The organism is Pseudomonas sp. MS646 (genome assembly GCF_036693845.1).
Lineage (GTDB): Bacteria > Pseudomonadota > Gammaproteobacteria > Pseudomonadales > Pseudomonadaceae > Aquipseudomonas > Aquipseudomonas chlororaphis_E.
The window spans coordinates 3,144,298-3,169,727 of record NZ_CP144763.1; the positions used below are offsets into that span (position 1 = coordinate 3,144,298).

28 protein-coding genes are annotated in these 25,430 nt (G+C 63.0%); 13 read left to right on the forward strand and 15 right to left on the reverse strand.

The window, feature by feature from the left end:
- Positions 1–3 precede the first annotated feature (3 nt).
- Entirely contained in the window at positions 4–1,152 is a 1,149-nt protein-coding gene (locus V3H56_RS13910) for a muconate cycloisomerase family protein (protein WP_161796104.1), read from the reverse strand.
- A gap of 126 nt (positions 1,153–1,278) precedes the next feature.
- Between V3H56_RS13910 and V3H56_RS13915 the strand changes: the two genes are divergently transcribed.
- Positions 1,279–2,172, forward strand: coding sequence for a LysR family transcriptional regulator (locus V3H56_RS13915; protein ID WP_042729152.1), 894 nt, complete (start codon positions 1,279–1,281; stop codon positions 2,170–2,172).
- A gap of 62 nt (positions 2,173–2,234) precedes the next feature.
- Here the strand turns inward: V3H56_RS13915 and V3H56_RS13920 are convergent, their stop codons facing one another.
- The 3 genes from V3H56_RS13920 to V3H56_RS13930 form a co-directional block, all read right to left on the reverse strand.
- Entirely contained in the window at positions 2,235–2,372 is a 138-nt protein-coding gene (locus V3H56_RS13920) for a hypothetical protein (RefSeq protein ID WP_160310728.1), read from the reverse strand.
- Positions 2,369–3,064, reverse strand: a complete 696-nt coding sequence (locus V3H56_RS13925; protein ID WP_123579063.1) for a tRNA (adenine(22)-N(1))-methyltransferase TrmK — start codon at positions 3,062–3,064, stop codon at positions 2,369–2,371. Before V3H56_RS13925 ends, V3H56_RS13920 begins: the two co-directional genes overlap by 4 nt.
- A 118-nt stretch (positions 3,065–3,182) precedes the next feature.
- Positions 3,183–4,631 (reverse strand): MBL fold metallo-hydrolase, encoded by a 1,449-nt coding sequence (locus V3H56_RS13930; RefSeq protein WP_080922042.1) that lies wholly within the window; start codon positions 4,629–4,631, stop codon positions 3,183–3,185.
- Between the two features lie 196 nt (positions 4,632–4,827).
- Here V3H56_RS13930 and V3H56_RS13935 point away from each other — a divergent pair, with 196 nt between their 5' ends.
- The gene (locus tag V3H56_RS13935) at positions 4,828–5,697 is read left to right on the forward strand and encodes an AraC family transcriptional regulator (protein WP_042729154.1); all 870 of its coding nucleotides are present in this window, start codon (positions 4,828–4,830) and stop codon (positions 5,695–5,697) included.
- Positions 5,698–5,709: 12 nt separating this feature from the next.
- Here the strand turns inward: V3H56_RS13935 and V3H56_RS13940 are convergent, their stop codons facing one another.
- Positions 5,710–6,228, reverse strand: coding sequence for a hypothetical protein (locus V3H56_RS13940; RefSeq protein WP_042729155.1), 519 nt, complete (start codon positions 6,226–6,228; stop codon positions 5,710–5,712).
- A 164-nt stretch (positions 6,229–6,392) separates the two neighbouring features.
- On the reverse strand, positions 6,393–7,799 hold the full coding sequence (locus V3H56_RS13945; RefSeq protein ID WP_338473454.1) for a hypothetical protein: 1,407 nt from the start codon (positions 7,797–7,799) through the stop codon (positions 6,393–6,395).
- Between the two features lie 174 nt (positions 7,800–7,973).
- Between V3H56_RS13945 and V3H56_RS13950 the strand changes: the two genes are divergently transcribed.
- Positions 7,974–8,408: a YeeE/YedE family protein gene (locus V3H56_RS13950; protein ID WP_047738635.1), complete on the forward strand. Its 435-nt coding sequence runs from the start codon at positions 7,974–7,976 to the stop codon at positions 8,406–8,408.
- Between the two features lies 1 nt (position 8,409).
- Positions 8,410–8,829, forward strand: coding sequence for a YeeE/YedE family protein (locus V3H56_RS13955; protein ID WP_042729158.1), 420 nt, complete (start codon positions 8,410–8,412; stop codon positions 8,827–8,829).
- Between the two features lie 72 nt (positions 8,830–8,901).
- Here V3H56_RS13955 and V3H56_RS13960 read toward each other — a convergent pair whose 3' ends face one another.
- On the reverse strand, positions 8,902–9,297 hold the full coding sequence (locus V3H56_RS13960) for a cupin domain-containing protein (RefSeq protein ID WP_042729159.1): 396 nt from the start codon (positions 9,295–9,297) through the stop codon (positions 8,902–8,904).
- A gap of 99 nt (positions 9,298–9,396) precedes the next feature.
- Between V3H56_RS13960 and V3H56_RS13965 the strand changes: the two genes are divergently transcribed.
- Positions 9,397–10,011 carry a helix-turn-helix domain-containing protein gene (locus V3H56_RS13965; RefSeq protein ID WP_338473455.1) on the forward strand — a complete coding sequence of 205 codons (615 nt, stop codon included), beginning with the start codon at positions 9,397–9,399 and terminating at the stop codon, positions 10,009–10,011.
- On the opposite strand, the gene V3H56_RS13970 is transcribed toward V3H56_RS13965, so the two are convergent.
- On the reverse strand, positions 10,008–10,583 hold the full coding sequence (locus tag V3H56_RS13970) for a TetR/AcrR family transcriptional regulator (RefSeq protein ID WP_042729161.1): 576 nt from the start codon (positions 10,581–10,583) through the stop codon (positions 10,008–10,010). The genes V3H56_RS13965 and V3H56_RS13970 overlap by 4 nt on opposite strands.
- Before the next feature lie 139 nt (positions 10,584–10,722).
- Between V3H56_RS13970 and V3H56_RS13975 the strand changes: the two genes are divergently transcribed.
- The 6 genes from V3H56_RS13975 (at position 10,723) to V3H56_RS14000 (ending at position 16,673) form a co-directional block, all read left to right on the forward strand.
- Positions 10,723–11,520: a crotonase/enoyl-CoA hydratase family protein gene (locus tag V3H56_RS13975; protein WP_338473456.1), complete on the forward strand. Its 798-nt coding sequence runs from the start codon at positions 10,723–10,725 to the stop codon at positions 11,518–11,520.
- A 111-nt stretch (positions 11,521–11,631) separates the two neighbouring features.
- Entirely contained in the window at positions 11,632–13,320 is a 1,689-nt protein-coding gene (locus V3H56_RS13980; protein WP_338473457.1) for an AMP-binding protein, read from the forward strand.
- Positions 13,317–14,240, forward strand: a complete 924-nt coding sequence (locus V3H56_RS13985) for an alpha/beta fold hydrolase (protein WP_080964346.1) — start codon at positions 13,317–13,319, stop codon at positions 14,238–14,240. The genes V3H56_RS13980 and V3H56_RS13985 overlap by 4 nt, the downstream gene beginning before the upstream one ends.
- Positions 14,237–14,962 carry a nitroreductase family protein gene (locus V3H56_RS13990; RefSeq protein ID WP_338473458.1) on the forward strand — a complete coding sequence of 242 codons (726 nt, stop codon included), beginning with the start codon at positions 14,237–14,239 and terminating at the stop codon, positions 14,960–14,962. Before V3H56_RS13985 ends, V3H56_RS13990 begins: the two co-directional genes overlap by 4 nt.
- 21 nt (positions 14,963–14,983) lie before the next feature.
- Complete coding sequence (locus V3H56_RS13995; protein ID WP_212803833.1) at positions 14,984–15,421, forward strand: hypothetical protein; 438 nt, start codon at positions 14,984–14,986, stop codon at positions 15,419–15,421.
- 94 nt (positions 15,422–15,515) lie between these two features.
- Positions 15,516–16,673 (forward strand): PatB family C-S lyase, encoded by a 1,158-nt coding sequence (locus V3H56_RS14000; RefSeq protein WP_338473459.1) that lies wholly within the window; start codon positions 15,516–15,518, stop codon positions 16,671–16,673.
- Positions 16,674–16,859: 186 nt separating this feature from the next.
- Here V3H56_RS14000 and V3H56_RS14005 read toward each other — a convergent pair whose 3' ends face one another.
- Positions 16,860–17,264, reverse strand: coding sequence for a VOC family protein (locus V3H56_RS14005; RefSeq protein WP_047739559.1), 405 nt, complete (start codon positions 17,262–17,264; stop codon positions 16,860–16,862).
- Positions 17,265–17,389: 125 nt separating this feature from the next.
- Here V3H56_RS14005 and V3H56_RS14010 point away from each other — a divergent pair, with 125 nt between their 5' ends.
- On the forward strand, positions 17,390–18,247 hold the full coding sequence (locus V3H56_RS14010; RefSeq protein WP_338473460.1) for an SDR family oxidoreductase: 858 nt from the start codon (positions 17,390–17,392) through the stop codon (positions 18,245–18,247).
- Positions 18,248–18,312: 65 nt separating this feature from the next.
- On the opposite strand, the gene V3H56_RS14015 is transcribed toward V3H56_RS14010, so the two are convergent.
- Genes V3H56_RS14015 through V3H56_RS14025 form a run of 3 tightly spaced genes read right to left on the reverse strand, consistent with a single transcriptional unit; the run spans position 18,313 to position 19,798 of the window.
- Complete coding sequence (locus tag V3H56_RS14015; protein ID WP_047738647.1) at positions 18,313–18,762, reverse strand: YetF domain-containing protein; 450 nt, start codon at positions 18,760–18,762, stop codon at positions 18,313–18,315.
- A gap of 7 nt (positions 18,763–18,769) precedes the next feature.
- Entirely contained in the window at positions 18,770–19,288 is a 519-nt protein-coding gene (locus V3H56_RS14020; protein ID WP_042732059.1) for a hypothetical protein, read from the reverse strand.
- Between the two features lie 9 nt (positions 19,289–19,297).
- A complete protein-coding gene (locus V3H56_RS14025; RefSeq protein WP_212803836.1) occupies positions 19,298–19,798 on the reverse strand; it encodes a CinA family protein in 501 nt (166 codons plus the stop codon).
- Positions 19,799–19,964: 166 nt separating this feature from the next.
- On the opposite strand from V3H56_RS14025, the gene V3H56_RS14030 reads away from it, so the two are divergent.
- Positions 19,965–20,576 carry a Yip1 family protein gene (locus V3H56_RS14030; protein WP_047738651.1) on the forward strand — a complete coding sequence of 204 codons (612 nt, stop codon included), beginning with the start codon at positions 19,965–19,967 and terminating at the stop codon, positions 20,574–20,576.
- 82 nt (positions 20,577–20,658) lie between these two features.
- Here the strand turns inward: V3H56_RS14030 and ligD are convergent, their stop codons facing one another.
- Genes ligD through V3H56_RS14045 form a run of 3 tightly spaced genes read right to left on the reverse strand, consistent with a single transcriptional unit; the run spans position 20,659 to position 25,428 of the window.
- Entirely contained in the window at positions 20,659–23,295 is a 2,637-nt protein-coding gene (gene ligD, locus V3H56_RS14035) for a DNA ligase D (protein ID WP_338473461.1), read from the reverse strand.
- Complete coding sequence (locus V3H56_RS14040; protein WP_042728829.1) at positions 23,292–24,455, reverse strand: carboxylate-amine ligase; 1,164 nt, start codon at positions 24,453–24,455, stop codon at positions 23,292–23,294. The genes ligD and V3H56_RS14040 overlap by 4 nt, the downstream gene beginning before the upstream one ends.
- Positions 24,427–25,428, reverse strand: a complete 1,002-nt coding sequence (locus V3H56_RS14045) for a class I SAM-dependent methyltransferase (RefSeq protein WP_042728830.1) — start codon at positions 25,426–25,428, stop codon at positions 24,427–24,429. The genes V3H56_RS14040 and V3H56_RS14045 overlap by 29 nt, the downstream gene beginning before the upstream one ends.
- Positions 25,429–25,430: the final 2 nt, after the last annotated feature.

The following is a 25,430-nucleotide window of genomic DNA, read 5'->3' on the forward strand; positions in this document are numbered from 1 at the left end:
TCCTCAGGCGCTTTGGACGTGGGTGGCGGTCTTGTCACGGCGCAAGAACGCCAGGCGCTCTTCATCCAGGCTCACCCCCAAGCCGGGGGCCTTCGGCACGTGCAGTTCGAAATCGCGGTAGACCAGGGGGGCATTGAGAATGTCTTCGGTCAGCAACAGCGGGCCGAACAATTCGGTGTCCCAGGCGAGTCGGTCCAGGGTCACGAACGCGTGGGCCGACGCCAGGGTGCCCAGGCCGCCTTCCAGCATTGTCCCGCCGTACAGCGCGATACCGGCCGCTTCGGCAATGGCCGCGGTGCGCAATACAGCGCGCGGGCCGCCGTTCTTGGCGATTTTCAGGGCGAACACCGAAGCCGCGCCTTCGCGGGCGAGATTGAATGCATCCTCTACGCTTTCGATGGATTCGTCGGCCATGATCGGTGCCGGGCTGATGGCGTTCAGGCGTGCCATGCCGGCGCGGTTGTTGCGCGAAATCGGTTGTTCGATCAAGTCGATGCCGTTGCTGCCCAAAACCCGGCAAGCCCGCAGCGCCACCGCCTCGTCCCAGGCCTGATTGACGTCGACCCGCACGCTGGCACGTTCGCCCAACGCTTTCTTGATCGCAATGGCGTGCGCCAGGTCACGGTTGACTTCACCGGCGCCGATTTTCAGCTTGAAGATCCGGTGACGGCGCAGATCGAGCATTTTTTCCGCTTCGGCGATGTCCCTGTCGGTATCACCACTGGCGAGGGTCCAGGCCACCGGCAGTGAATCACGGACCCGTCCGCCCAGCAGTTCACTGACCGGCAGGCCGAGGCGTTTGCCCTGGGCATCGAGCAAAGCGGTTTCGACGCCGGACTTGGCAAAGGTGTTGCCACGGATGCAACGCTCCAGGCGCAGCATCGCGGCGTTGACGTTACGGCTGTCCTGGCCGAGCAGCAGCGGTGCGAAGTGCCGGTCGAGGTTGGTCTTGATGCTTTCGGGGCTTTCGTTGCCATACGCCAGGCCACCGATGGTGGTGGATTCACCAATGCCCTCGATGCCATCGGCGCAGCGCACGCGGATGATCACCAGGGTCTGGTGCTGCAGGGTGTGCATGGCCAGCTTGTGCGGGCGGATGGTTGGCAGATCGACGATGATCGTCTCGATCGACTCAATGGCGGTTTCCAGCATCTCGATACCCATCAGGTTCTTAAAATTCTGGAACCGATTCTGGTACGGCTTTTTTCGGGAAGCCAATATAGAATTGGTCTGAATCGATACCTTGAAGGTATTAACCATTCACTCATGGGAGGCCCCATGGAACTGCGCCACCTCCGGTATTTTCAGGTCCTGGGGCAAACCCTCAATTTCACCCGCGCCGCTGAACGCCTGCACATCGCCCAGCCACCCCTGAGCCGGCAGATCCAGCAGTTGGAAGACGAATTGGGGGTCATGCTGCTGGAGCGTGGGCGTCCACTGAAACTCACCGACGCCGGGCGTTTTTTCTTCGAGCAGACCACCACCCTGCTGGAACAGTTGGAGAAGGTCTGCGGCAATACCCGGCGCATCGGTGAGGGCGCAAGGCGTTGGTTGGGGATCGGTTTCGCGCCGTCAACCTTGTACGGCGTGCTGCCGGAACTGATTCGCCGCCTGCGTAGCCACGAGGCGATGGCGCTGGAACTCGGGCTCTCGGAAATGACCACGCTGCAACAGGTCGAGGCGCTCAAGGCCGGGCGTATCGACATTGGCTTCGGGCGCATCCACATCGACGACCCGGCGATTGTCCAGCGAGTGCTGACGGAGGATCGCCTGGTGGTCGCCCTGCCCGCCGGGCATCCGCTGATCGGTCAGCCGGTGACGCTGGATCAACTGGTCACCGAACCTTTCGTGCTCTACCCCGGCAACCCACGCCCGAGCTATGCCGACCATGTCATGGGCCTCTTCAAGGCGCGAGGCCTGAGCATCAATGTTGCCCAGTGGACCAACGAACTGCAGACCGCCATCGGCCTGGTGGGCGCCGGCATGGGCATCACCCTCGTGCCGGCCTCGGTGCAGGTGTTGCACCGCGACGACATCGGTTTCTGCACGCTGCTGGAGGACGACGCGACCTCGCCGATCATCCAGAGCCGACGGGCCAACGACGCGTCGCCAGCGATGATCCATTGCTTGGCCCTGATCGACGCGCTGAGGGAAGAACTCGGACGGCAATGACGCCTTCTTGCTGCCGGCAGGAAAATTAACGAAACGAGCGGCATCACGGGCGGTCTAGAAAATTAAGCCCATCTGATGAGAGTGTTCTTATGTTGAAATTCCTTGGCGGCACCGTTGGCATCATTTTCCTGATCGGCCTGATCGTGGTCATTGCGCTGTTCAAGTTCATCTTCTGATGACAAGGACGGCTTGATGGTCATGCCAGCAGCGCGGTAATCCACTTCACCTCGCGGGCAACGGCCTGCACCTTCGCCTCGGGCACGGCCTGCCGCGCCTGGGCGAAGCTGGCCAGTGTCTTGTGCTTCTGGCGCAGCAGGCGCTGCCACTTGGCCAGGAAGGCCGGGCTGCGTGACTGCAACTGCAAGGGGCCGAAGTACAGCTCCTGGGCGGTATACAGCACCGGGCCCGTGCGCTCGGCAACGATGATTTCATAGTCAAAGCGGTTCTCCCGCAGCACCTCTTCGCAGAGAATCCGATAGTCGTTCTCCATCAACCACTGGCGCAACGGCTGCTCACCGCCGTTGGGTTGCAGGATCAGGCGTTCTTGTCCGCTCAGGCGCGCTTTTGCGCTGTCGAGGATGTCGCGGATTGTCTCCCCGCCCATGCCGCAAAGGCTGATCGCCGTGATCCCATCACTTGGCTCGATCGCTTCCAGCCCGTTGGCCAGGCGCACCGTGACCTGGCGCTCCAACTCGCTTTCACGCACGGTTCGCTCGGCGGCCGCGAACGGCGTCAATGCCACCTCACCGGCCACTGCGGCTGTAATAGCGCCACGGCGAACCAACGCCACCGGCAGATAAGCGTGATCCGAACCGATGTCGGCCAATCGCGCGCCCAACGGCACGTGCGCCGCCACGCGTTCCAGACGCATGGACAATGTCTGTTCGTTCAACTGCCGCCCCTTTGACCCTCAACGTCCGGCACCTTTTGCCCGGATCGGGGCGCGATTCTGGCGAGCCACGTCGTGTAATTCAAATTTATGCGACAAGTCTCCCTCCAGCGCCGGCCGATCACGACGGGGGAATGGAGATCTGGCCCTCCTGGCCCGCCTCCCGGTATCTCGCCCGCAGCACCTCGGCCAGGCGCTGCTTGGCCTGGTCCTCGCCGTGGATCAGGCGGATTTCCCCGGGCCAGGCCTTCATTCCGGTGACAAAGCCCACCAGGTCAGCCTGGTCCGCATGGGCCGAGTAGCCGCTGACGCTGTCGACACCGGCACGGATGTCGACGCGAGCGCCCTCCAGCATCACGAATCCGCCCTCCGGCCCGTGGGTCAAAATGTCCCGCCCAGGCGTGCCCTTGCCCTGATAGCCGACGAACACCACGTTATGCCTCGGATCGCCCAACATGGCTTTGAGGTAGTTGACGATTCGCCCGCCGGAACACATGCCATTGCCGGCGATGACGATCGCGGGACGAGCGGTGTCGGTAAGGTGCTCGACGATGCGTCGGTGTTCATCATGGCTGTCGACCGTGATCAGTTGCTTGAAGGACAGCGGCTTGCGGCCTTGTTCCAGGCGTTGCCGGGCGTCGTCATCCCAGAAGCCCTGCAGCTCCTTGTAGGTGCGGGTGAATTGGCTGGCGAGCGGTGAGTCGAGAATGATCGGAATCTGCGGCCAGTCGATATCTGCAGCGCCGTTCCTGGCGTTGGCCTGGGGCTCACAGGCCGGGCTGGACAGGCCTTTTTCGTGAAGGATCTCTTCCAGTTCATACAGCAGGTCCTGGGTCCGGCCGATGCTGAATGAGGGGATCAGCACCGTGCCCTGGTCCGCCAACGCCCGCTCGATGGCGGCCAACAGGCGCTCGCGGCGATGGGCCCGGTCTTCGTGGCGGCGGTCACCGTAGGTGCTTTCCATGATCAGCAGGTCGGCGCGCTCAGGTGGCACCAGGTCAGGCAGGATCGGCGAATGTGGCGCTCCCAGGTCACCGCTGAACACCACGCGCCTGCCCGCCGGTTCCTCGTCCAGTTGCAATTCGACATACGCCGAACCCAGTACATGCCCGGCCGGTTGCAGGCGCACCTTGCAACGGGTCTGATCGGTTTCGTGCAGGGTGAACCAGTTGCCATAGGGCAAGGCAATGATCCGTTGCTCGACGACCTTGAGGTAGCGCTCCAGTTGCTCCTGATCGCGACTGATCGACAGGCGAAACGCATCCTCAAGCACGATCGGCAACAGCCGCGCCGAGGGCTCGCTGCACAGGATCGGACCCTCGAAGCCCGCCGCCAGCAGGTTGGGAATCCGCCCGACATGGTCGATGTGCACGTGCGTGACGATCAGGGCCTTGATGCCTTCGATGGAAAAATCCAGGCCCAGCGCATCGTTCCCGCCCTGCCCCTCGTCCTCTCCCTGGAACTGGCCGCAGTCGATCAGCAGACTGTAGGTCTCGTCCATCCAGACCTGATGACACGAGCCGGTCACACCTTCGTGCGCACCGTGGTGAATGACTTTCGGGTTGTTCATCAGGTTTCCTTGGCGGACGCTGGCTTGACGTCTTTTCGGCAACGCGCCGAGCGAGATAGTTTCCGCCGGTTAATGCCCTTCGCCACGCGCGATGGTGGGCTGAGCGGGAATCGACGCCTTGAGCAAGCACGGCTAGGTATCTCTACCGGCTATCGTTGATGCTATTGCCGACCGTACTTCCAGGAAGGTTATTCCAGTGCCTGACATGCCGAACCACCACGCGTACCTGAAACGCTTCAACGCGGTACTCGCCTACATCGAGGCCAATCTCGAAGCAGACTTATCGGTGAATGCGCTGAGCCAGGTGGCGAACTTTTCGGCGTTTCATTTCCATCGACAGTTCACGGCGTTCGTCGGGGTGTCCGTTTCACGCTATGTGCAACTGATGAGGCTGCGACAGGCGGCACACCGGCTCACCGCCCAGGCAGACTGTTCGGTGCTGGATGCCGCCCTCAGTGCTGGCTTCGAAAGTCCCGAAGCCTTCAGCAGAGCGTTCAGACGAGCATTCGGCCGGTCGCCGAGCGTTTTCCGCAAGGCGCCAAACTGGCAGGTCTGGAATGCGGTATTCGCCATCCCTCACTTTTCCAGGACCATCATCATGCAAGTCAAAATCGTGCAACGTGCCGAAGTCAGAGTCGCCGCGCTTGAACACTGCGGCCCTTCCGAACGCGTCGACGAGAGTGTGCGCACATTCGTCGAGTGGCGCAGGCAGAGCGGGCAATCGCCGGTGGCGTCCAGTCGGACGTTCGGCATTCCCTACAGCAACCCCGACACGACCCCGGCGCACGCGTTCCGCTTCGCCATTTGCGGTGAAATTCACGAGGCCGTGGTGCCCAATGAATTCGGCATTCGCGAACACGTCATTGCCGGGGGACGCTACGTGGTGGTGCGCCATTCGGGGTCGCCGGATCACATCGGCGAAACGATCTATCCGATCTATCGCGACTGGCTTCCCAACAGTGGCGAAGAACTGCGCAATGAGCCGCTGTTCTTCGAATACCTGAGTGTCTATCCCGAAACGCCGAAGAGCCAATGGCAGACGGATGTGTATGTACCGCTGCAGTAGCGGCGCGACGCGTTACTTGACCTCGACCAGTCGCTGGGCGTTCGAGCCTTCCAGGGACAGGTGGATGACGCCGGTCTTGCTGGGGAAGTTCGGCGCGTCGTCGTCGGTGTTTTCCATCACGGGGATGTCGATCAGGGTTTGCTCGCCCGCCGGGTCGCTGACCAGCTTGGCATTGAGCTTGTCGATCGAACGCCAGCTGTCACCGCCAATGCGGATGACGTCCAGCAGGCTGTAATGCAGCATGCCTTCTTCGTTTTCTTCAGGCGTGAAGGCGGCCAGGTATTGGCTGTAGTTGTTGCCGCCGCCGAAGCCTTCGATGGTGAACACGGCGAGCGTCACCTGGCTTTCCTCGCCGGTGTTCAAGGTCTGGGCCGTGGTCGCCTCGGGGTAGCCGGTGGCGTAGCTGTCCTGGAGCAGTGCCACCAGGTGTCCGACCTGCTCTTGCAGGGCTTTGGGCACACTGGCCGGCTCGGCGGCGTGGGTCAGGGAAGAAAACAGGAACAGGCTGGCGGCAAGCAGACGCAATGTCATGGTGAGAGATCCTTTCATGATGAGCGATCCAAGGTGTTGGAGATGATCGCGGATGTTAGCGCGTGGATGGGAATTTGCTATCGAATTTCGGGCAGGCAAGCTCCACCCCGATAACCCAAAGGAGCAAGCCTGCCCGCCAAGGCAATGGCTCAGCCGCCCTGAAATCAAGGCTGACGCCTCAGGTACATCCCCGGCAGATCCTCCGGGGACTCGAACGCTTCGTTGTGGCCGATGACCGCGAAGTGGGGTAACAGCTGTATGTGATAAGGCCCGCCGTCGCCCAACGCCTGTGGCCCGCGCACGATGATCAGGTTGTCGGCGTCCATTGGCACCACTTGGTGCTCCCGCAAGACTTCCCGGGCCGTCGCGGCGTCCCTCACGGTCACGGTGAACTCTGCGACTTCCCTGCCCTCGGCATCCCGCTCGGGCAGGATCTTCAAGTCCAGGTCGGCGTCGTGCCCCTGGGCGTCCTTACGCATCTGGTAATGACCGCTGCGCTGGGCGGAACCGACTTTACCGCTCGCTTCGACATCCGGTTCGCCCGCATCACCGTGCAGCATGACCGCCATTTGCCGGTCATTGCCCTTGACGCCACTGATCCAGGTGCCGGTGAAGTCATAGGGCTCGGCCTGTCCCTGAGTGATCCGCCAGATACCTGTCTGGCGGCCATCGTCGGCAAATTCCTGGAGGACCGCGTAGCTGTCATCGCCGTCGTTGTTCATAAAGCCGGCCAGCTTGATCGGTTTACCGTTGCCGCCCTTGGTATAGCGCACTTCACCGATCATCAGCGCGCCCTGTTGCTGGTACCAGAGGTCCACCGGGACTTTGCCGCCGACGGTGCCCTTGAGCATGATCGGGTCCTCGTAGTCCGGCCCGCTCAGGCTGGTCTGCTCGTGCCACTGGCCGTCCTTCAACTCACCGTAGGTCTGGCGTTTATAGCCGCTGGGCATGCTGGAGCTGTCGCCAAGCTCGCTCGGCTCGACCTCATCCTCGCTGGAAGAGCGAAGCCGGACCAACGCGTCACCCTGCATTTGCCACTGGGTGGTACGGGTCGAGCAGCAGCCGCGGTCGGTCTGGGTGAACAAGATATGGTCCAGGGCAATCACCGAGAACATCCCGCTGCTGGCTTGCTTCGCCAGGTCCGTCAGGGCGGCGTTGAGTACCCATTGGGGTTTGTTCGGGTCTTGCAGGTAGACGTCGAACATCGGCTTGTAGCGCGACTCAGGGTCCGTGCCGTTGCGAATCGCCAGGTCCTGGCGACCGTCGAAGTTGAAGTCGGCGAAATACAACAGGCTGAAGGGACCCAGCAGCCAGGGGTTCACCTTGCCGTCGCGATCGACCGGCACATTGCCGGCCGGCGTCTGCAACTGCTGCAAGACTGCCTGCGTGTTGTTGTCGCGCACGGTGATGAACGCTTGCGCCAGTTGCTCGGGGTCTTCGGGCGGGTTCGGGAACAGGACGTCGACCCGATATTGGCCGTCGCGGTCATTGACCGAAAAAGAGCGCGGTTCAGCCATCGCCGGCGCCACCAGGGCCGCGGAAAGAAGCACACCACTGACAAGCGAACGCATCCATCGCTTCCTTGCTGAAAATCGGGGAGGCGCAGTGTAACGACAAGCTCGCCCCCATCGCGACAGCAGGCCGACCTTTCAATGCAGTTGTAAGAACTGCATCACAGGACGACACTTGGATTTTCGCCGCGCCAGGCTCGGTGCGACGGCCAACCCTGCAACAGTGACCCCATCATGACAATCGACTGGCTCAACTTCACTCCGTGGTCCTCCCTCGCCGGCGGCGTATTGATCGGCCTCGCCGCCGCCCTGTTTGTCATCGCCAACGGTCGCATCGCCGGCATCAGCGGGCTGATCGGCAGCCTTTTGCAGCGTGGCAGCGAAGGCGTCGATGAGAAGGCGTTGTTTCTGCTGGGCTTGCTGGTCGCGCCGCTGTTATGGGGTGTGTTTGCCGTGGCGCCGCGAATCGAATTCCAGGGCGGCTGGCTTGGCCTTGCGGTCGCCGGCCTGTTGGTGGGCCTCGGCACCCGCTACGGCTCGGGCTGCACGAGCGGCCATGGCGTGTGTGGCCTTTCCCGCCTGTCACCGCGTTCGATGGTGGCCACGGCCTGCTTCATGTTCAGCGGTTTCGCCACCGTGTTCATCCTGCGCCACGTGCTGGGGGCCTGACATGGTCAAGTTGACGGCTTTTATCGCGGGTGTACTGTTTGGCTTCGGGCTGCTGCTATCGGGCATGACCAACCCGGCAAAAGTACTGGCGTTCCTGGACTTGGGCGGCGCCTGGGACCCTTCCCTGGGCCTGGTGATGGCCGGTGCGATAGGCGCGGCGATTGGCCCGCTGACCTGGGCCCGCCGCCGTTCACGCTCATTACTGGGCAACCCGATGCAATGGCCGGCCAAGCGCGAACTGGACCGGCGCCTGATCGGTGGCAGCCTGGTGTTTGGCATCGGCTGGGGCATCGCCGGCATTTGCCCCGGCCCCGCGGTTGCCCTGCTGCTGACAGGGCATTGGCAAGTCATCCTGTTCAGCGTGGCGATGCTGGTGGGCATGCTGTTGTTCAGCGCCCTTGAGCGCCGAAACCTGCGTTGATGAACAGTCCAATGCCCGGCGGCGCAAGCCAGTCCCTTCGCCACCGGGCAGCCGTGCAGCTGATTTGCACCGTCAGTCGGCGGTGCCGCTGGTGACCACGGTGAATTTGCGGCTGAACTCGAACACCTCGCAGATCCCCGTGTGCCCGGCCGGAATCGACACGCCGTCGCCCGCCCCCATTTCAAAGCGTTCGCCGGTGTCCATCGTGATCGCGATACGCCCTTCAATCAGCACGAAGGCTTCATCGTTGTCAAAACGCCAGTGAAACTTCGCCGGTTGCGAGGTAAAGAACGCGACGGACTTGTGCGGGGTTTTCACGCCGACGGTTCGCAGCAGTTTCATGCGGGTGTCCGGTTGGCCCTCGATGACATCGTCACCCAACGGATAGGCCAGCCAGCCATCTGGCGTGTTCAATGAAGCAAGCGCTACGGAGTCGATGGGGTTGGGCAGTCGGGGACGCGCAGTCATGTCTTCAATACCTCGTGCAGGAATGTATGGATGCGACTTATGACAAATGGCATAGTCGGAGCCGAGCCTACACCCAAATATGACGATTGGCATAACTTTATGAAAATTTCGACTCGGGACCGGATGATCGCCGGCGCGGCGGACCTGCTGCGGCGAAAAGGCATGACCGCCACCAGCATGCGGGAAATCGTGCGTCACTCGAACACGCCACGCGGTTCCATCGCCCACCATTTCCCCGGCGGCAAACGTCAACTGCTCGAAGCGGCCGTGGACCATGCGGGACGGGAAGTGAGCGAGCCGCTGGCCCTACTGCTGAGCAGCAAAGGCCCGGTCGAAGGCCTGGAGCGGTTTGTCGACAGGTGGCGCCAGGCCCTCGAAGACACAGCGTTCCAAGCCGGCTGCGCGGTGTTGGCCGTGGCGGTCGAACATTACGTGTCCGACCAGCGCGGCGAGTCCGAGAGTGAGCTGGAAAGGCAAGTCCAGCGGCAGTTGCTGGATCAAGCCCACGGGATATTCACTCAATGGCAGGCGATCATCGTCCGGGCCTTGACGGACGCAGGTGTAACGCCCACGCGGGCCCACAGCCTGGCACTGTTGACGATCGCCGCCATCGAAGGCTCGGTCGCGCTATGCCGGGCCGCCCGCAGCACGGCACCGCTGGACGTCATCTGGCAGGAACTCAAGCAAACCCTGGAGCAGGCGCTGGCGGTCTAACCGGCGATCTCGGCCGCTTCCAACTGATGCACACCGCGCGCGATCACGCCGTCCAGGTAGCCCGCGTCGCCGTAGATGCGCGTCAACAGGATCGCACCCTCGAAATCAGCCACCAGTTGCCGGGCGAGCGCGGTGGCCTGCTCCTGGTCGTAGCGCCCGATGAAGAGCCTGGAAAACGCGGCGGTCCAGTCGTCCAGGAAGGCGCGGATCGGTTCCATCAGTTCGGTCTTGCCATACGTGGCGTCGATGGCAACCACCCCCATCAGGCAGCCGATCGAATCCTGCTGGAACAACTTCCTGGCCTTGCGCCCCATCGCCTCGAACCGCTCCTGGGGCGAACGGCTTTCATCGTAGGCAATGGCGAACAAGGTTTGCTTGAGGCCGGCATGGGTCCACTCCAGCACATCGCGCAGCAACGACTCCTTGTTGGAGTAATGGTGATAGAACGAAGCCTTGGTCAACCCGCACGCCGACGACAGCGCGTCCATGGTCGTGCCATGGTAACCAAGGCGCTTGAACGTGTTTGCGCAGCGCTGGAGCAGCTCATCACGGGGAATTTTCAACGGTCGCACGGTCAGTCCTGCTCTCGATCAGTGGGATTGATTCTATGACATAAGCCTGGGCGTCTCAATTTGACGGTTACCGAATGTTTGTTTAGTTTCTGCAAACCAAACGTACGTTAAGTAACTGAACAGTGTCCAGGAGCCCTACATGAGCGAAACAAACAGCGGTGCGGGTCGCGTCACCCGCGAGCAACGTGGCCATCTTTTCCTGATCGGCCTTGATCGGGCGGGCAAACGCAACGCCTTCGACAGTGCCATGCTCACCGACCTGGCCCTGGCCTTCGGTGAGTTCGAGCGCGACGAGCAATCGCGTTGTGCGGTGCTGTTCGCCCACGGCGAACACTTCACCGCCGGCCTCGACCTGATGGAACTGGCGCCGAAGCTGGCCTCGGGTGGTTTCCAGTACCCGGACGAAGGCATTGACCCCTGGGGCGTGTCGAAACCGCGTCGGACCAAGCCCGTGGTCGTCGCCGTCCAAGGCACCTGCTGGACCGCCGGCATCGAACTGGTGCTCAACGCCGACATTGCCATCGCCGCCAGCAACACACGCTTCGCCCACCTGGAAGTGCTGCGGGGCATTCCACCCTCTGGCGGCTCGACCGTTCGCTTCACCCAGGCCGCCGGCTGGACCAACGCCATGCGCTACATGCTGACCGGTGAAGCCTTCGACGCCGACCAGGCATTGGCCATGCGCCTGCTGACCGAAGTGGTCGAGCCCGGCCAGGAGTTGGCCCGAGCCCTCGAATACGCCGAGCGCATCGCCAAGGCCGCACCCTTGGCCATCAAGGCCACCTTGCAATCGGCTTTCCAGGCTCGGGATGAAGGCGACGCCGCCGCGCTCTCGAACCTCAATGCCCTGCTGTTCTCGCTGATCAAGAGCGAAGACGTGCGCGAAGGCGTGATGGCGATGATGCAAAAACGTGAGCCGGTGTTCAAAGGTCGCTGACCCTCGGACGCCGCCCGGACGTCCCGATCGCAACGGGTTCGGCAGCACTGGCCGAGCCACTGATCGGGGCGCCCGGATAACTTCAAACGGTCCCTGCGGGATGGAGCAAGCATGAACGGCTCGAACAACGACTGCGCAAGGCTGAAGCTGGTCAACGTAACAGGCAATGCAAGCGTGAACCTCGACCTCGAAGCGACCACTGTCGACGAGCTGCTGCATCAGCGCGCATCCCTCAACCCGCAGTCAACGGCGTTGTCTGCATGGGGGCAGGACATCAGCTATGCACGCCTGCAAGCGCTGAGCGCATCGGTCGCGACCTGGCTCATCAATCAGCGATTGCAGCCCGGTGCCCGGGTGGCTGTCGCCCTGCCGAACATGCTGGCCCATCCGATCGCCTGCCTCGGCGCGATTCGCGCAGGGCTCATACCCGTTTGCGTGAACCCTTTGTATACCGCGCAGGAACTGGCGCAAGTGTTCAAGGATGCGGAGATCAAGGCGGTGTTTTTCTTCGGCCCCATGGCCGCGAGCGTGAGGCACGCCATGGCCGAGGCCGGTACGGGCATCGCGGTGCACATTGCCCCCGGCGACCAATTGGGCTGGCGGCGTCCGCTGGTCAATTGGGTGGCCCGGCGACGTCTTGCGGTTCAGTCCGACAAGGTCGACGGCGCAGTTCCCTGGCGAAAAGTGGTCGCGACGAGGCCGGCCAGCCTCGGCCAGCGGCGCCCCCCTTCAGCCGACCAGGCGGCGTTCATGATCTACAGCGGCGGCACCACTGGCCACCCCAAGGGCGTGCCTATCACCCACGATGCCCTGCTCTTCAACGTTGCCCAACAGTACGCCGCCCTGCGAACGCACCTGGAGCACACCGCTGGAAGCGGCTACACCCTGATGCTCGCGGTGCCGCTCTACCACATCCTCGGCCTGGGTAACCTGCTGTTCACATTGGCCAAGGGGGGCAAAGCGGTCCTGGTGATGAACCCGCGCGACACGAAGGCGCTTGTCAAGGAGTGGGCCCGGCACCGGATCAGCAGCTTCCCCGGCGTCAACACGCTGTACAACTCGCTCGGGGACAGCGCGGCCTTTCGGACGCTTGATTTCAGCACGTTGAAACTCTGCCTTGGCGCGGGCATGCCGGTGAGCGAAACCACGGCAAAACGTTGGCGACAGGTGACGGGTTGCCCGATCACCGAGGCCTACGGCATGACCGAGACCGGCCTGATCGCCTGCAACCCCGCCGGCACATCACATCCAGGCTCCGTGGGACTGCCGGTTGCCGGGATTGAAATTTCCCTGCGCGATGACGCCGACCAGGCGGTCGCTTTCGGCGAAGGAGAAATCTGCGTCCGCAGCCGAGCCGTCATGACCGGGTACTGGCGGCGCCCCGAGGAGAACGCTTCGGCCTTCACCCACGACGGTTTCTTCCGTACCGGAGACATTGGAGTGTTCGACCCCGATGGCTACCTACGCCTGATCGACCGCAAGAAAGAGATGATCATCTGCTCGGGATTCAAAGTGTTCCCCTCGGAAATCGAACGGGTGCTCAACGCTCACCCCGGCGTGATGGAGTCGGCGGTCGTGCCGGCCGCCGATGACAAGACCGGCGAAGTCCCGATCGCCTATGTCGTACGGCGGCATTCGACCCTGGATGAAGCCCACGTACTTGCCCACTGCCAGGAGCACCTGGCCAGCTACAAACGCCCCCGTCGCATCGTCTTCCGGGATGAATTACCCAAGAGCAACGTCGGCAAGATTCTTCGCAAAGAGCTGATCGCCGCCGCACGAACGGAACAACCCTCATGAGCAAACCTGTAACGTCCAAGGCCTTCTCAGTCATCGATCAGGTGAACCTGACAACAAGCGATGGTTTTCGTCTCGCCGCCACCCGCTACTGCGCCCAGGGCACGCCGAAGGGTAACCTGATCATGGCGGGCGCGACGGGCGTGCAACAACGCTTCTATCGGCGCTTTGCCCAACACGCCAGCGCGCGTGGCTTCAACGTGTTGACCATCGATTACCGGGGCGTCGGTGAGTCTCGGCCAAAGACGCTCAAAGGCTTCGAGATGTCTTATCTGGACTGGGGGTACCAAGACCTGGCCGTAGCCGTCGAGTTCATGGACGACGGTCACACCCCGCTATTTTGGGTGGGCCACTCCTTTGGCGGGCACGCACTGGGCCTGCTACCCAACCACGATCGGATCACCGCGGCCTATTGCTTTGGGACTGGCGCCGGCTGGGCCGGATGGATGCCCCGGCTAGAGGCCCTCAAGGTTCGCCTGCTGTGGACATGGGTGCTGCCGTTGATTGTCGCCTGCAAGGGCTACATGGCGTGGAGCATCCTAGGCATGGGCGATGACTTACCGCTGGGCGTCTACAAGGATTGGAAACGCTGGTGCGCCCATCCCCATTATTTTTTCGACGACCCGGCCATGGCGCACGTCGCCGATCTGTACGCCGAGGTACGCCTGCCGGTGGTGTTCGCCAACGCGATCGACGATCCCTGGGCGCCACCCGTGTCACGGGATGCCTTCATCAAGGGGTATCGAAATGCGCCGGTGCTGACCCGCGACCTTGCGCCCGACTCACCCCAGCAGGCCATCGGGCACATGGGCTACTTCCGCGCGTCGGCCACTCGGGCCTGGGATGAGATGCTCGATTGGTTCAGCGCTTCACTTGAATCGGCGGCGCCACGGCATCGCAACGGCACGGGGGATTACCGATGAACGCTCCGGCGCCCCGAACAGGCCATGCCGAAGGTTTTCGTGAATTGGTGAACAGCCGGCGCGCGGTTCGTCGCTTCACGGCCGAGGTGGTGCCGGATGACGTCATTCGCCAGTGCCTGGAACTCGCCATGCTGGCGCCCAGTTCCTGCAACCTGCAGCCGTGGAGCTTCCAGGTCGTACGCAACCCTGCGGTCCTCCAGCGCCTGCACCGGGTGTGCCTCGGCCAGAGCGCAGCCAAGGCGCCCCTGATCATCACCGTATTGGCGCGCACCGGCACCTGGGACCAGGCGTGCCGTGATGTACTCAGGTTCTGGCCCGCCCCCTCGGTGCCTGAAGCCATCGAGCGGTTCTATACAAATACCGCCCCCTTCCAATACAACCAGGGGTGGATGGGGTGGCGTGGTTTTTTCAAGCGCCAATGGGTCAGGCTGGCGGGCCTGGGACGGGCGGTCATGCGCACGCCCAACAGCCAGGAGCAGATGCGTCTGTGGGCCGTGAAATCGACGGCGCTGGCGGCCCAGAACCTGATGCTCGCCTTCCAGAGCCACGGCTACAGCACCTGCCCGATGGAGGGTTTCGACGAGAAACGCCTCAAGCGCGTATTGCCCATCCCTCGCGATGCCAACGCGATCATGCTGCTGGCCGTCGGGATGCCGGGAGAACGCGCGGTCTACAACCCGCGCTTGCGCTTCCCGCTCGAACAAAGCGTTTCCTGGCATTAAGAGCCTGCCGAGGTGTTCATCATGAGAGTCGACCTCCTGCTGCAATTGCACCTGTTCGCCGTGGCCTTCTGGCTAGGCGTCGTCGCGGTCGAGTACCTGATCGAACGAGGTCGGGCGCAAAGCCGAAGCCAGGGCTTCACCGTGGCCGCGCTGCATCGCCGGATAGATCTCCTCTTCGAGACACCGGCGTTCGGCGTGGTCCTGATCAGTGGCTTGCTGCTGATCGAGCCGTCCCGCCTCGACGGCCTCTACGCCTTGAAAGTCGTCGCCGGTACTGTCGCCGTGCTGGGTAACGTGCTTTGCGTCATACCGGTTTTGAGGCGCCATGCCGCGGCGCAAAGGGATGACCTCGCCGCCGTCATCCGGCAGTCCAGGTTGATCGACCTGATTTCCATGCTGGCCATCCCGGCGGGCGGCGTGGCACTGATTTGCGGGTTCTACCTGATGGTGCAACGCTGAAACCCTGCCGCCCTCACCCACAAAGGCCCCTTTTTTCAACGAATCTTTGCTTTATCATGGCCCCCATCCCAATTCCCGGACTGATGGAACGACCATGACTTTCGATTTCGACACGGTGTTCGAGCGCCACGGCACCGGCAGCACCAAATGGAGTCGCTACCCGGCCGACGTGCTGCCGATGTGGGTGGCGGACATGGACTTCCCTGCCCCGCCCGTGGTCATCGAGGCGCTGCACAAGCGCCTCGAACACCCGATGCTGGGCTACAGCGTGGCCCAGGACAACCTTCGCGCAGCGGTCGTGGCCGACCTGTGGAACAAGTACGCCTGGCGGGTCGAGCCGCAGCAGATCGTGTTTTTGCCGGGGGTCGAGCCGGGCTTCAACATGGCCCTGCACGCCCTGGTCGCGCCCGACCAGAATGTCGTGGTGCAGGTGCCCAACTACCCGCCGCTGCGCAACGCCCCGGGGCATTGGCAACTGAACAAGATCGAACTGGGTTTCAATGCGCTCAATGGCGAGTTCCATACGCCCCTCGGCCCGCTGCGTGACGCCCTGCAAGGGGGCGGTGCGTTGTTGTTGAGTAACCCCCACAACCCGCTGGGCAAGGTGTTCGGCCGCGAAGAGTTGCAGGCGGTGGCTGATATCTGCCTGGCGCAGGGTGCCTGGATCATCTCCGACGAGATCCATGCCGACCTGTGCTTCGACGGGCGCGTGCACATTCCGACCGCCTCCCTCAGCCCGGAAATTGCCGCACGCACCATCACCCTGATGTCCGCCAGCAAGGCCTATAACATCGCCGGGTTGAAGACCTCGTTCGCCATCATCCAGGACGCCAGGTTGCGCGAGCGGGTCAACGCTGCCCGCGCCGGCATGGTCGACAGCGTCAATGCCCTGGGGCTGGAAGCGACCTGCGCGGCCTACAGCGAAGCAGGCCCGTGGCTCGAAGCCTTGAAGGCCTACTTGCAAGCCAACCGCGACTACCTGGTGGAAGCGGTCAAGACGCGTCTGCCCGGTGTCACCATGACGGTCCCCCAGGGCACCTACCTCGCCTGGTTGGATTGCTCGGCGCTGGGGCTGGAGGATCCGCAGGGGTTCTTCCTCCAGAACGCCAAGGTCGGCCTGAGCGCCGGCCTGGATTTCGGCGATGACGCCGGCCAGTTCGTGCGCCTGAACTTCGGCTGCCCGCGGACGCTGCTGGAGGAAGGCATTGCGCGGATGGAACGCAGCCTCAAGGCCAGGGTGTGTACGAAATAGTTTGAAACGCAGGTTAGACAAGGCAAAAACCGGCTTGGAAGCGCAGTTGACTGGTTGTCAATGAGCATTCCGAGCCGGTTTTTAACGCCGCATAACCAAGTTTCAAGCTATTTCGTACATAGCCTAGGGGCTGAAGGCGGTGGCGAAGGGCTGCTCCCTCGCCATCCAAGGGGCTGAAAATTGCGCTCACACCCGTAGGTCCGGCGCATGCACGAAGCACAGCTTGTTGCCTTCCGGATCCCGACAATACGCCCCAAAGTATCCGGGCGAATAATGCGCGCGCAGGCCTGGCGCGCCTTCGTCGCAGCCGCCCATGGCGAGCGCCTGTTCCCACGCGGCGCGCACGGTTTGCGGTGAGTCGGCGGCGAAACTGACCTGCATGCCATTGCCCCAGGTGGCGGGCAGACCGTTGAACGGTTCCTGCACGAACACCAGCGGCCATGGCCTGCCAGGTTGCTGCCAGCCCTCGCCGGGCGGGCCCGTGTCGTTTTCACTGGGCATGCGCACCAGGCCCAGGGTACCGAGCACCGCATCGTAAAAGGCGACCATTTTCGCCAAGTCGCGTGCGCCGATCATCACATGACTGAACATGCCTACCTCCTCTTCGATTTCGTCCCCCGTGCAGCTCATCGACCCGTCTGACAATCCAACCGAACTCTACCCGAGGCCCCAACGTCCACCCTCCATTGCAACCACATCCCGCATGGAGAACGATCATGGTCGACTACCCTACCCCACCTTTTCCGAAACAAAGCCAGCCTGTGCCCGGCTCCCAACGAAAAATGGACCCTTACCCCGACTGTGGCGAGCAGAGCTACCGCGGTTCCGGACGTCTGTCGAACAAGATAGCCCTGATCACCGGGGCCGACAGCGGTATCGGTCGTGCCGTGGCGATTTCGTTTGCCCGGGAAGGTGCCGACGTGGCGATTTCCTACCTGGATGAACACGAGGACGCCCAGGAAACGGCGCGCTGGGTCGAACAGGCTGGCCGCCAATGCCTGCTGCTGCCCGGCGACCTGGCAGACAAGGCCCAATGCCGCCGCGTGGTCGACGAGACCGTCGCGCGGTTCGGCCGCATCGACGTCCTGGTCAACAACGCGGCGTTCCAGATGACCCACGAAAACCTTGAGGACATCCCCGACGAGGAATGGGTGCGCACCTTCGATATCAACATCACTTCGATGTTCAGGATCTGCCAGGCGGCCCTGCCCCACCTGAAGGCCGGGGCGTCGATCATCAACACCAGCTCAGTCAACTCCGACATGCCCAAGCCGACACTGCTGGCCTACGCCACCACCAAGGGCGCCATCGCCAACTTCACCGGTGGCCTGGCCCAGATGCTGGGGCCCAAGGGCATACGGGTGAACAGCGTGGCGCCGGGGCCGATCTGGACCCCGCTGATCGTGGCGACCATGCCCGAGGAAGAGGTGCAGAACTTCGGCTCCCAGACCCCGCTGGGCCGGCCGGGGCAACCGGTGGAAGTGGCGCCGATCTATGTACTGCTGGCCTCGGATGAGTCCAGCTACATTTCCGGTTCGCGCTATGGCATTACGGGCGGCAAGCCGATTCTCTGATCGGTAACCCGTGGCGAGGGGGACTCCCTCGCCACACAGCTCGCTCGCCAGGCTAGGGGTCGCGCTCAGGCTGACTCCCTGGCAATCACCGAGATCTTCCCGTTGCGCTCGATAATCGCAAACTTGATCTGCTCCAGGGTCTCGATGCCCTGGCTCGCGCGCGCCGCCTCCATGATGTCTTCCTCCACCAACCGTGCATGGCGCAGGCGACCATGCAGTATCCGACCGTCCTCGACAATTATGGTCGGCCCGCCGTCGATCAATTGCGATACCCACTTGGAGCGCAGCTTGAGCAGCGACAAGCCGACATCGATGGCAATCAACGTGACGATCACCATCAGCGAGTTGGTCAGCGAGAAATCGTCGCCCAACAGCGCTTGCTGCGTCGCCTCGCCAATGATCATCAGCAGCACGAAATCGAAGGTGGTGATTTCCGCCAGCGAGCGGCGGCCGGCAATCTTGAACAGGACCAGCAATGCCACATAGATCGCGGCGGCGCGCAACACGGAATCCATAGGTCACCTAAGGGAAAACGAACTGTTCGAAACTGACTGAGCGGCCACCGGGGATGGCGATGCGGCTGTGGTAGGTTCCCAGGCCATCGCTGAGGACGGACAGATAAAGGGTAGCCTGGCCCTGGGCGTCGGCCTGCACCCAGAACTTCATACCTTTACCCGCGGCCGCCGAACGCAAGGGTTGGGGCTGCAAGGCCTCGACGTCAAAGCCTTCTAGCCAATCGCCACCCAACTCCACTTCGAGCACTGCGTTGGGCGCGCCCTTGAGGTGAGCAGTCAGCGGGTTGGTGGAACCGTTACGGTGGAACCTTTCATACTCGACGGTGAGCCCGCCATCGTCGCTTCGCACCTCGCGAGAGCTCAACGGCCCACGGGAAAACAGGCCGAGCAACGTCAGGATCACCAGCAGCACCAGTCCATACCAACCGACCCGCTCGAACCGCCAGACTTTGAGTTGATAGGCCATGTCTTCGCGCACCGGAAACGTGCGGCTGTGAAAATCCTCTGGCTCGCTGTGCCGGGGCATGGCGTCCACCTATCTCGATTCACCCGCCAGGGCGCGTTGATGGAAATGCCGCAGTTGCAGCAGCGCATGCTCGGCGGCGCACAACTGCACCTGGTTGCGACTGCCGAAGAAGCGTTCCCGGCGGCTGAACAATGCTCGCCTGCCGTGCACTTCGAAGGCCCAGGCGAAACAGACGGTGCCGGCCGGAATGCCGTCCATGTCGTCCGGTCCGAGAATGCCGGTGGTGGCCACGGCCACGTTGGCGTCGGCATCGTGCAGCGCGCCGAGGGCCATTTCCTCGGCCACTTCGCAACTGGTGAGATTGAAGGTGTCGATGGTCCGCGGGCTGACGCCCAGCAGTCGCTGCTTCGCCTCGGGGGAATACACCACATAGCCGCTCTCGATCAGCGACCCACTGCCCGGTATTTCGGCCAGTATCGTGACGATCAGGCCGGCGGTGCAGGACTCGGCCGTGGTCAGGCGCAAGTCGTGCTCACGCAAGTAATCAACCATCCTCCGGGCAACTGTCATGGCACACGATCCTCCAAGGGTGCTGATGGGTTGACCCCATGGCCACCAATTCATTCCGTCTGATCGGAGGTCGCCTGCGCGGGCCAAATAAATGAAACCTCGGGCGCGCGGTGCACCTCAAAATTTCAGGGCCTCACGCTGAGGCTGTCACGATCAGGAGGTCGTCATGTCTGCACTTTTCGTCAAACTGTTCACCCACCCTGAGTTCGCCTGGAAGGACATTCGCCAAGAAGAGCAAGCTCACCCGCGTCATTACCTGGCGCACTTGCTGTTGCTGGCCTTGATTCCGGCAGCCTGCCTGTTCATCGGTATCACCTGGACCGGCTGGAGCCTGGCGGAAAACGAAACCGTACGGCTGACCCAGGCCAGCGCCCTGCAACTGTGCGTATTGCTGTACCTAACCATCGTCGCCGGCGTGGCGCTGATGGGGGTGTTCATTCGCTGGATGTCCCGTACCTTTGAGGCGCGCCCGTCTCTCAACCAGTGCATTGGTTTTGCCGCCTACACCGCCACGCCGTATTTCCTCGCCGGCATTTCCGGGCTTTATCCGAGCCGTTGGCTGGCGGTGGCCGTGTTGCTGGCCGCGTCGGCCTACTCGACGTTCCTGCTCTTCGTCGGCCTGCCGCGGTTCATGAACCTCAGGAAGGAACAAGGGCTGCTCTACTCGGCCTGTGTGTGGGGCGTCGGCTTGCTGGTGCTGGTGACCATCCTGGTGGAAATGATTCTGCTCTGGTTCAACGTGTTGCAGCCGGAGTACCTGCGGGTGCCGGTGGGTTGATCACAGAGGGGCTTATCTGGCTTATGTGGCGAGGGAGCAAGCTCCCTCGCCACATAAGCCCTCCCCGCAGGAAGCCTGGCCTCTACTTGGCCGTTTTCTTCATGCCTATCCGTCGGCGCATGTCCGCCGTGATGCTCTGGCGGGTTTTCTTCAGGTCGGCCCAGGGCTCATGCCCGACCTCCGCCAGCCGCTCATGGACGTTGTGCACGTTCCACAGGTTCGCCCCTTTGAGTTGCGCCACCTCGTCGCGGTAGATCGGCACCGACACCGGCAGCCCGTCGCGGGTACGCACGGCGTAGGCGCAGATCGTCGTGGCGCCGAGGCCGTTGCGCAGGTAATCGATGAAGATCCGCCCGACCCGGTTCTTCGGACCCGAGACGGCCGAGAACCTGTCCGGCAGCAGCTTGGCGATGTGGCTGACAATGGCGTGGCTGAAATCCTTGACCTCGTCCCATCCGGCTTTTCGAGTCAGCGGGACGACAATGTGAATGCCCTTGCCACCACTGGTCTTGAGAAACGCCTTGAGACCCAGCTCATCGAGCACCGACAGGGTCAGTTGCGTCGCTTCCACCATGCGCTTCCATGGCAGCGCCGGGTCCGGGTCGAGGTCGAGGACAAAGCGGTCGGGCTTGTCCAGGTCCACCGTCGTCGCGTTCCAGGTGTGCAGTTCCACGGTGCTCATCTGCACCGCGCCAATCAGCGCTTGCGCATTGTTGATGATCATCACCGGCTGCCCGGTGACGTCCTTGTCCAGGGTGGTGATGCCGGGAATCGCCAGGCGCTCGGCGTTTTTCTGGAAGAACAGCTCGCCGGCAATGCCGTCCGGTGCGCGCACCAATGCGACCGGGCGCTCGGCCAGTTCGGGCAATATGAACTCTGCGACACTGGCGTAATACTCGGCCAACTGCCGCTTGGTGGTGCCGGTGGTCGCATCGATGACGCGATCCGGGTGGGTGATCCGTACCTTGCCGTCCAAGGCCGACGTGTCGCCGGCCTTGTCCTTGGCTTTTGCCTTGGATTTGGTGGCGGGCTTCGCGTCGCTCTGGGATGGGCGCTTGGCGGTGGTTTTTTGGGCGGCGGTCTTGTCCACGGGTTTGGCTAGCTCCTGGGTGATGGCCTTGGCCGGTTTATCGTCGCGCAAGCCATGGAACACGGCGTGGCGCACCGAGCCTTCCTTCGTCATCTCGGCGAACGCGACTTCGGCCAGCAAGGTCGGCTCCAACCAATGCACGCCCTTGGCTTCGTAACCGGTCGGCGGGTTGATGACAGCAGGCTTCTTACGCTCCAGGGGCAGCAGTTGCTGGTGGATGCTCTTGAGGGTCGCTTCGTTGAACCCGGTGCCAACCTTGCCGGCGTAGCGCAACTGGCCGCTGTCGGCGTCGTGCAGCCCCAACAGCAAAGCGCCGAAGGCACTGCGGGCGCCCTTCGGCTCGCTGAATCCGATCACCACGAACTCCTGGCGATTCTTGCATTTGAGCTTGATCCAGTCACTGCTGCGGCGGGAGGTATAGACGCTGCCGATGCGCTTGCCGATCAGCCCTTCCATCTGCATCTGGCAGGCGCTGTTGAGCAGCGCTTCAGGGGTTTGCTCAAACGCATCGGAAAAACGCAGCAAGGGGCTGTCATTGGCCTGTAGCACGGCTTGCAGCGCCGTGCGGCGGTCTTGCACCGGGACGTTGCGCAAATCCATGCCGTTGAGATAAGGCAGGTCGAACAGGTAGTAGGCGATCTGGCCGCTGCTGCCTGCGTCGAAGGCATTCTGCAGGGCCTGGAAGTCCGGCACACCGTGCTCATTGGCGACCACCATCTCGCCGTCGAGCCAGGCCGACTCCAGCCCCAGCGCCGCCAGGGCCTCGGCCTGTGTGGGCAATTTGTGGGTCCAGTCATGGCCATTGCGGGTGATCAGGCGCACTTCACCGTGGTCGATCCGCGCCATGATCCGATAGCCGTCGAACTTGATTTCGTAGAGCCACTCGCCGTCGGGAGCGCTTTCGACCAAGGTCGCCAGTTCCGGCTTGAGGGTTTCGGGGAGGGGGCCGGCCACTGCACCGTCAAGGGTGGTCTTGCCGCGCTTTTTCAGCGGTTTTGCCTGGGCTTTCTCGGGTTGCTTGATCGCTTTCGCCGCGGCGGCCTTGCCCCGCCGCCTGGGCACCAGGGTGCGCTCGCTGAGCACGCTGTCCGGTTCGGCCTGGACCACGTCGTATTCAGTTTCGGGGCGCGCGGCGTCGTCCTGGTGCTTGATCAGGAACCACTGCTCCTGCTTGCCGGGCATGTGGGTGCGCACCAGGTTCCACAGGCCGGCGAGCTTTTCGCCTTGCAGTTCGAACTTGAGCCGGCCCTTCTCATACGCTTCATGGGGATCGCCCTGGGGAATCCATACGCCCCGGTCCCAGACGATGACATCCCCCGCGCCGTAATGTCCTTCGGGAATGTTGCCTTCGAAAGTCGCGTAGTCCAGCGGGTGGTCTTCGACGTGAACCGCCAGGCGCTTGGACTTGGGGTCCAGCGACGGCCCCTTGGGCACGGCCCAGCTCTTGAGCGCGCCATCCAGTTCCAGGCGGAAGTCGTAATGCAGTCGCGAGGCGTCGTGCTTCTGAATGCAGAACTGCAAGGCGTGGGTGGTTTTCGCTGACTTGCGCGGACGCCGCTTCGCCGCCGGTTCCGAGGTGGCGCCGAAATCTCGCATGCGGTTGTAGTCGTCAAGGGTCTTGGCGCTCATGGTCCACCTGCGACGTGTTGCAGCGTCGGGTCGGCCACCGGCAGCCCGGCGCTCTCCGACACCAATTGATCGACCACCCGGCTCAAGGCCTGCTCCACGGAGTCGCCCAGCAACAGGCCTTGTTCGTAGAGCACGATCTGACGGTCGGCGCTGGTGCCTTCCTGGACGATGCGCCGTGCCTGCTTGAATACCTCCTGGCAGCCCAGCTCGGCGGCGGTTTCACCGAAGGTCTGCTCGGCCACGGTCAGCCATTCGCCAATGAGCATGGGCTGCTCCTGCCCTTCGGCAATGAACTCGGCGAGGATGCCGTGACGCTTGGCCCTCCAGCGGTTTTCCTTGAGGGTCCAGTGTGAGGTCAGGCTGTACCCGGCGCCCGGCTGGGGCTGGTCGATGGCGTGGGCCACCATCACCCGGAACAACGAGACCAGGCACAACACGTCCTCGACCCGCGGGCAGGCATCGCAGATGCGCAACTCCAGCGTGGGGTAGCGCGATGACGGTCGCAGGATCCACCAGCAATCGCTGGGCTGATGAATCGAGCCGGTGCGCATGAGCAGGTTGACGTACCCGGCAAACGCCAATTCGTCCTGGAAATATTCCGGCACGCCCATGCGTGGCCATTCATCGCAGGCCACCTGGCGGTAACTGCTGAAGCCTGTGTAGGCGCCGTTCCAGAACGGTGAGGAAGCGCTCAACGCGAGAAACATCGGCAACCACGGCAGGATCTCGTTCATCACCCGCACCCGGTCACGGTCCACCGGCACCTCGACATGCACATGCAGGCCCGACAGCACGCTGCGCCGTGCCACCCGTTGGTAATCATCGAACAGTTGCTGGAAATGCAGCTCATCCGTGGGCTGCAAGCCCTGAGTGACCATCGGATGGGAGCCGGCGCTGAGCAGGCCCAGGCCGAACGGCGCCAGGCGCTGGGTCAGGCCGCTGCGCACCTGGGTCAGGTAGTCGGCGGCCGCGTCCAGGCTGAGGAAGATGGGCGACGCCATCTCGACCTGACTGAGGAACATCTCATGGGCGAAATGCTCGCCCAGCTCGGCCCGGCATGCCGCCACTGCCTCGGCAGGCGGCTGGGTGGGCATGCACCGGGTTTGCAGGTCGGTGACGAAGTACTCCTCTTCAATGCCGAACTTCAGACGCCTGTTCATCGATAATCCCTCCGATACCCGCGCCAATGCGGGTCACGACCAACGCCACCACGGCGATCCTTTCCACCTCCTGGTAACCCGGCGTCAGCAGTTCCTCGCCAAACACGTCCGGGTCCAGTTCCTTGTAGGTCCAGCCAAATTCCGCCGAGTCGCGCCAAGGCTCCAGCGCTTCCAGGAACGGGTCACGGCCATCGACCATCGCCACGCCGGTGTAGAGCACCAGCGAGCCGCCGGGGGTCAGCCGGGGCAAGGCCTGCTCGACGATGCGCAGCGACAGCCCGGCGCCCAGCACACCGCCGCCATGGCGATAGGCACGTTCCGACGGGTCAGCCATATACGGTGGATTGGCGACGATCAGGTCAAAATCGCCCTCGACATCCTGGAGGACGTCGCTGCGGGCAATCTCGACATTGGCCACCTCGCCCAGGGCGGCATTCACCGCTGTCAGGCGCAAGGCCAGGGGGTTGATGTCCAGCGCCAACACCTGGGCCTCGCGCCGGGCCCGGGCGATCACGATGGCGCCGACACCGGCGCCACAGCCGATGTCCACGGCACGATGCACCGCCGTGAAACTCTGTTGCAGGTGGGCATGGATCAGTTGGGCGAACCGGTAGCTGTCCGGGCCGAAGAACACCGCGTCGCTGGCCTGGGTGGGAAATTGCGAATGGGCGAACAACAAGCCGTCCAGGCTCGACCAGCGCACTCGGCTGCGCAGCAAACCATCGCGTTCCTCCAGCACCTCGGCTTCTTGCAATTGGCGCTGCTCATCGGCCGAAATCAGCCCGGGAGCAAACGGCCGCGACCAGCCGAACACATCCCGCAGGGTCTTGGAGTGCTCGTTGCCGGGCCGTTGGTTGACCCGTTCATGGGTCAACGGCGTCGGGGTGATGAAGCGGTAGCCGTCGGCTTGCAGGCGCCGCCCCAGTTGCAACAGCGCCAGGTCGGAGGTGGACAGGCGATCTTCCTGATTCATGC

What these genes read in the sequence shown, in the direction of transcription:
- V3H56_RS13910 (WP_161796104.1), bottom strand. Translation starts at nt 1,152, where the DNA reads ATGCTGGAAACCGCCATTGAGTCGATCGAGACGATCATCGTCGATCTG.
- V3H56_RS13915 (WP_042729152.1), top strand. Translation starts at nt 1,279, where the DNA reads ATGGAACTGCGCCACCTCCGGTATTTTCAGGTCCTGGGGCAAACCCTC.
- V3H56_RS13920 (WP_160310728.1), bottom strand. Translation starts at nt 2,372, where the DNA reads ATGACCATCAAGCCGTCCTTGTCATCAGAAGATGAACTTGAACAGCGC.
- V3H56_RS13930 (WP_080922042.1), bottom strand. Translation starts at nt 4,631, where the DNA reads ATGAACAACCCGAAAGTCATTCACCACGGTGCGCACGAAGGTGTGACC.
- V3H56_RS13940 (WP_042729155.1), bottom strand. Translation starts at nt 6,228, where the DNA reads ATGACATTGCGTCTGCTTGCCGCCAGCCTGTTCCTGTTTTCTTCCCTG.
- V3H56_RS13945 (WP_338473454.1), bottom strand. Translation starts at nt 7,799, where the DNA reads ATGCGTTCGCTTGTCAGTGGTGTGCTTCTTTCCGCGGCCCTGGTGGCG.
- V3H56_RS13950 (WP_047738635.1), top strand. Translation starts at nt 7,974, where the DNA reads ATGACAATCGACTGGCTCAACTTCACTCCGTGGTCCTCCCTCGCCGGC.
- V3H56_RS13955 (WP_042729158.1), top strand. Translation starts at nt 8,410, where the DNA reads ATGGTCAAGTTGACGGCTTTTATCGCGGGTGTACTGTTTGGCTTCGGG.
- V3H56_RS13960 (WP_042729159.1), bottom strand. Translation starts at nt 9,297, where the DNA reads ATGACTGCGCGTCCCCGACTGCCCAACCCCATCGACTCCGTAGCGCTT.
- V3H56_RS13965 (WP_338473455.1), top strand. Translation starts at nt 9,397, where the DNA reads ATGAAAATTTCGACTCGGGACCGGATGATCGCCGGCGCGGCGGACCTG.
- V3H56_RS13975 (WP_338473456.1), top strand. Translation starts at nt 10,723, where the DNA reads ATGAGCGAAACAAACAGCGGTGCGGGTCGCGTCACCCGCGAGCAACGT.
- V3H56_RS13980 (WP_338473457.1), top strand. Translation starts at nt 11,632, where the DNA reads ATGAACGGCTCGAACAACGACTGCGCAAGGCTGAAGCTGGTCAACGTA.
- V3H56_RS13985 (WP_080964346.1), top strand. Translation starts at nt 13,317, where the DNA reads ATGAGCAAACCTGTAACGTCCAAGGCCTTCTCAGTCATCGATCAGGTG.
- V3H56_RS13990 (WP_338473458.1), top strand. Translation starts at nt 14,237, where the DNA reads ATGAACGCTCCGGCGCCCCGAACAGGCCATGCCGAAGGTTTTCGTGAA.
- V3H56_RS13995 (WP_212803833.1), top strand. Translation starts at nt 14,984, where the DNA reads ATGAGAGTCGACCTCCTGCTGCAATTGCACCTGTTCGCCGTGGCCTTC.
- V3H56_RS14000 (WP_338473459.1), top strand. Translation starts at nt 15,516, where the DNA reads ATGACTTTCGATTTCGACACGGTGTTCGAGCGCCACGGCACCGGCAGC.
- V3H56_RS14005 (WP_047739559.1), bottom strand. Translation starts at nt 17,264, where the DNA reads ATGTTCAGTCATGTGATGATCGGCGCACGCGACTTGGCGAAAATGGTC.
- V3H56_RS14010 (WP_338473460.1), top strand. Translation starts at nt 17,390, where the DNA reads ATGGTCGACTACCCTACCCCACCTTTTCCGAAACAAAGCCAGCCTGTG.
- V3H56_RS14015 (WP_047738647.1), bottom strand. Translation starts at nt 18,762, where the DNA reads ATGGATTCCGTGTTGCGCGCCGCCGCGATCTATGTGGCATTGCTGGTC.
- V3H56_RS14020 (WP_042732059.1), bottom strand. Translation starts at nt 19,288, where the DNA reads ATGCCCCGGCACAGCGAGCCAGAGGATTTTCACAGCCGCACGTTTCCG.
- V3H56_RS14025 (WP_212803836.1), bottom strand. Translation starts at nt 19,798, where the DNA reads ATGACAGTTGCCCGGAGGATGGTTGATTACTTGCGTGAGCACGACTTG.
- V3H56_RS14030 (WP_047738651.1), top strand. Translation starts at nt 19,965, where the DNA reads ATGTCTGCACTTTTCGTCAAACTGTTCACCCACCCTGAGTTCGCCTGG.
- ligD (WP_338473461.1), bottom strand. Translation starts at nt 23,295, where the DNA reads ATGAGCGCCAAGACCCTTGACGACTACAACCGCATGCGAGATTTCGGC.
- V3H56_RS14040 (WP_042728829.1), bottom strand. Translation starts at nt 24,455, where the DNA reads ATGAACAGGCGTCTGAAGTTCGGCATTGAAGAGGAGTACTTCGTCACC.
- V3H56_RS14045 (WP_042728830.1), bottom strand. Translation starts at nt 25,428, where the DNA reads ATGAATCAGGAAGATCGCCTGTCCACCTCCGACCTGGCGCTGTTGCAA.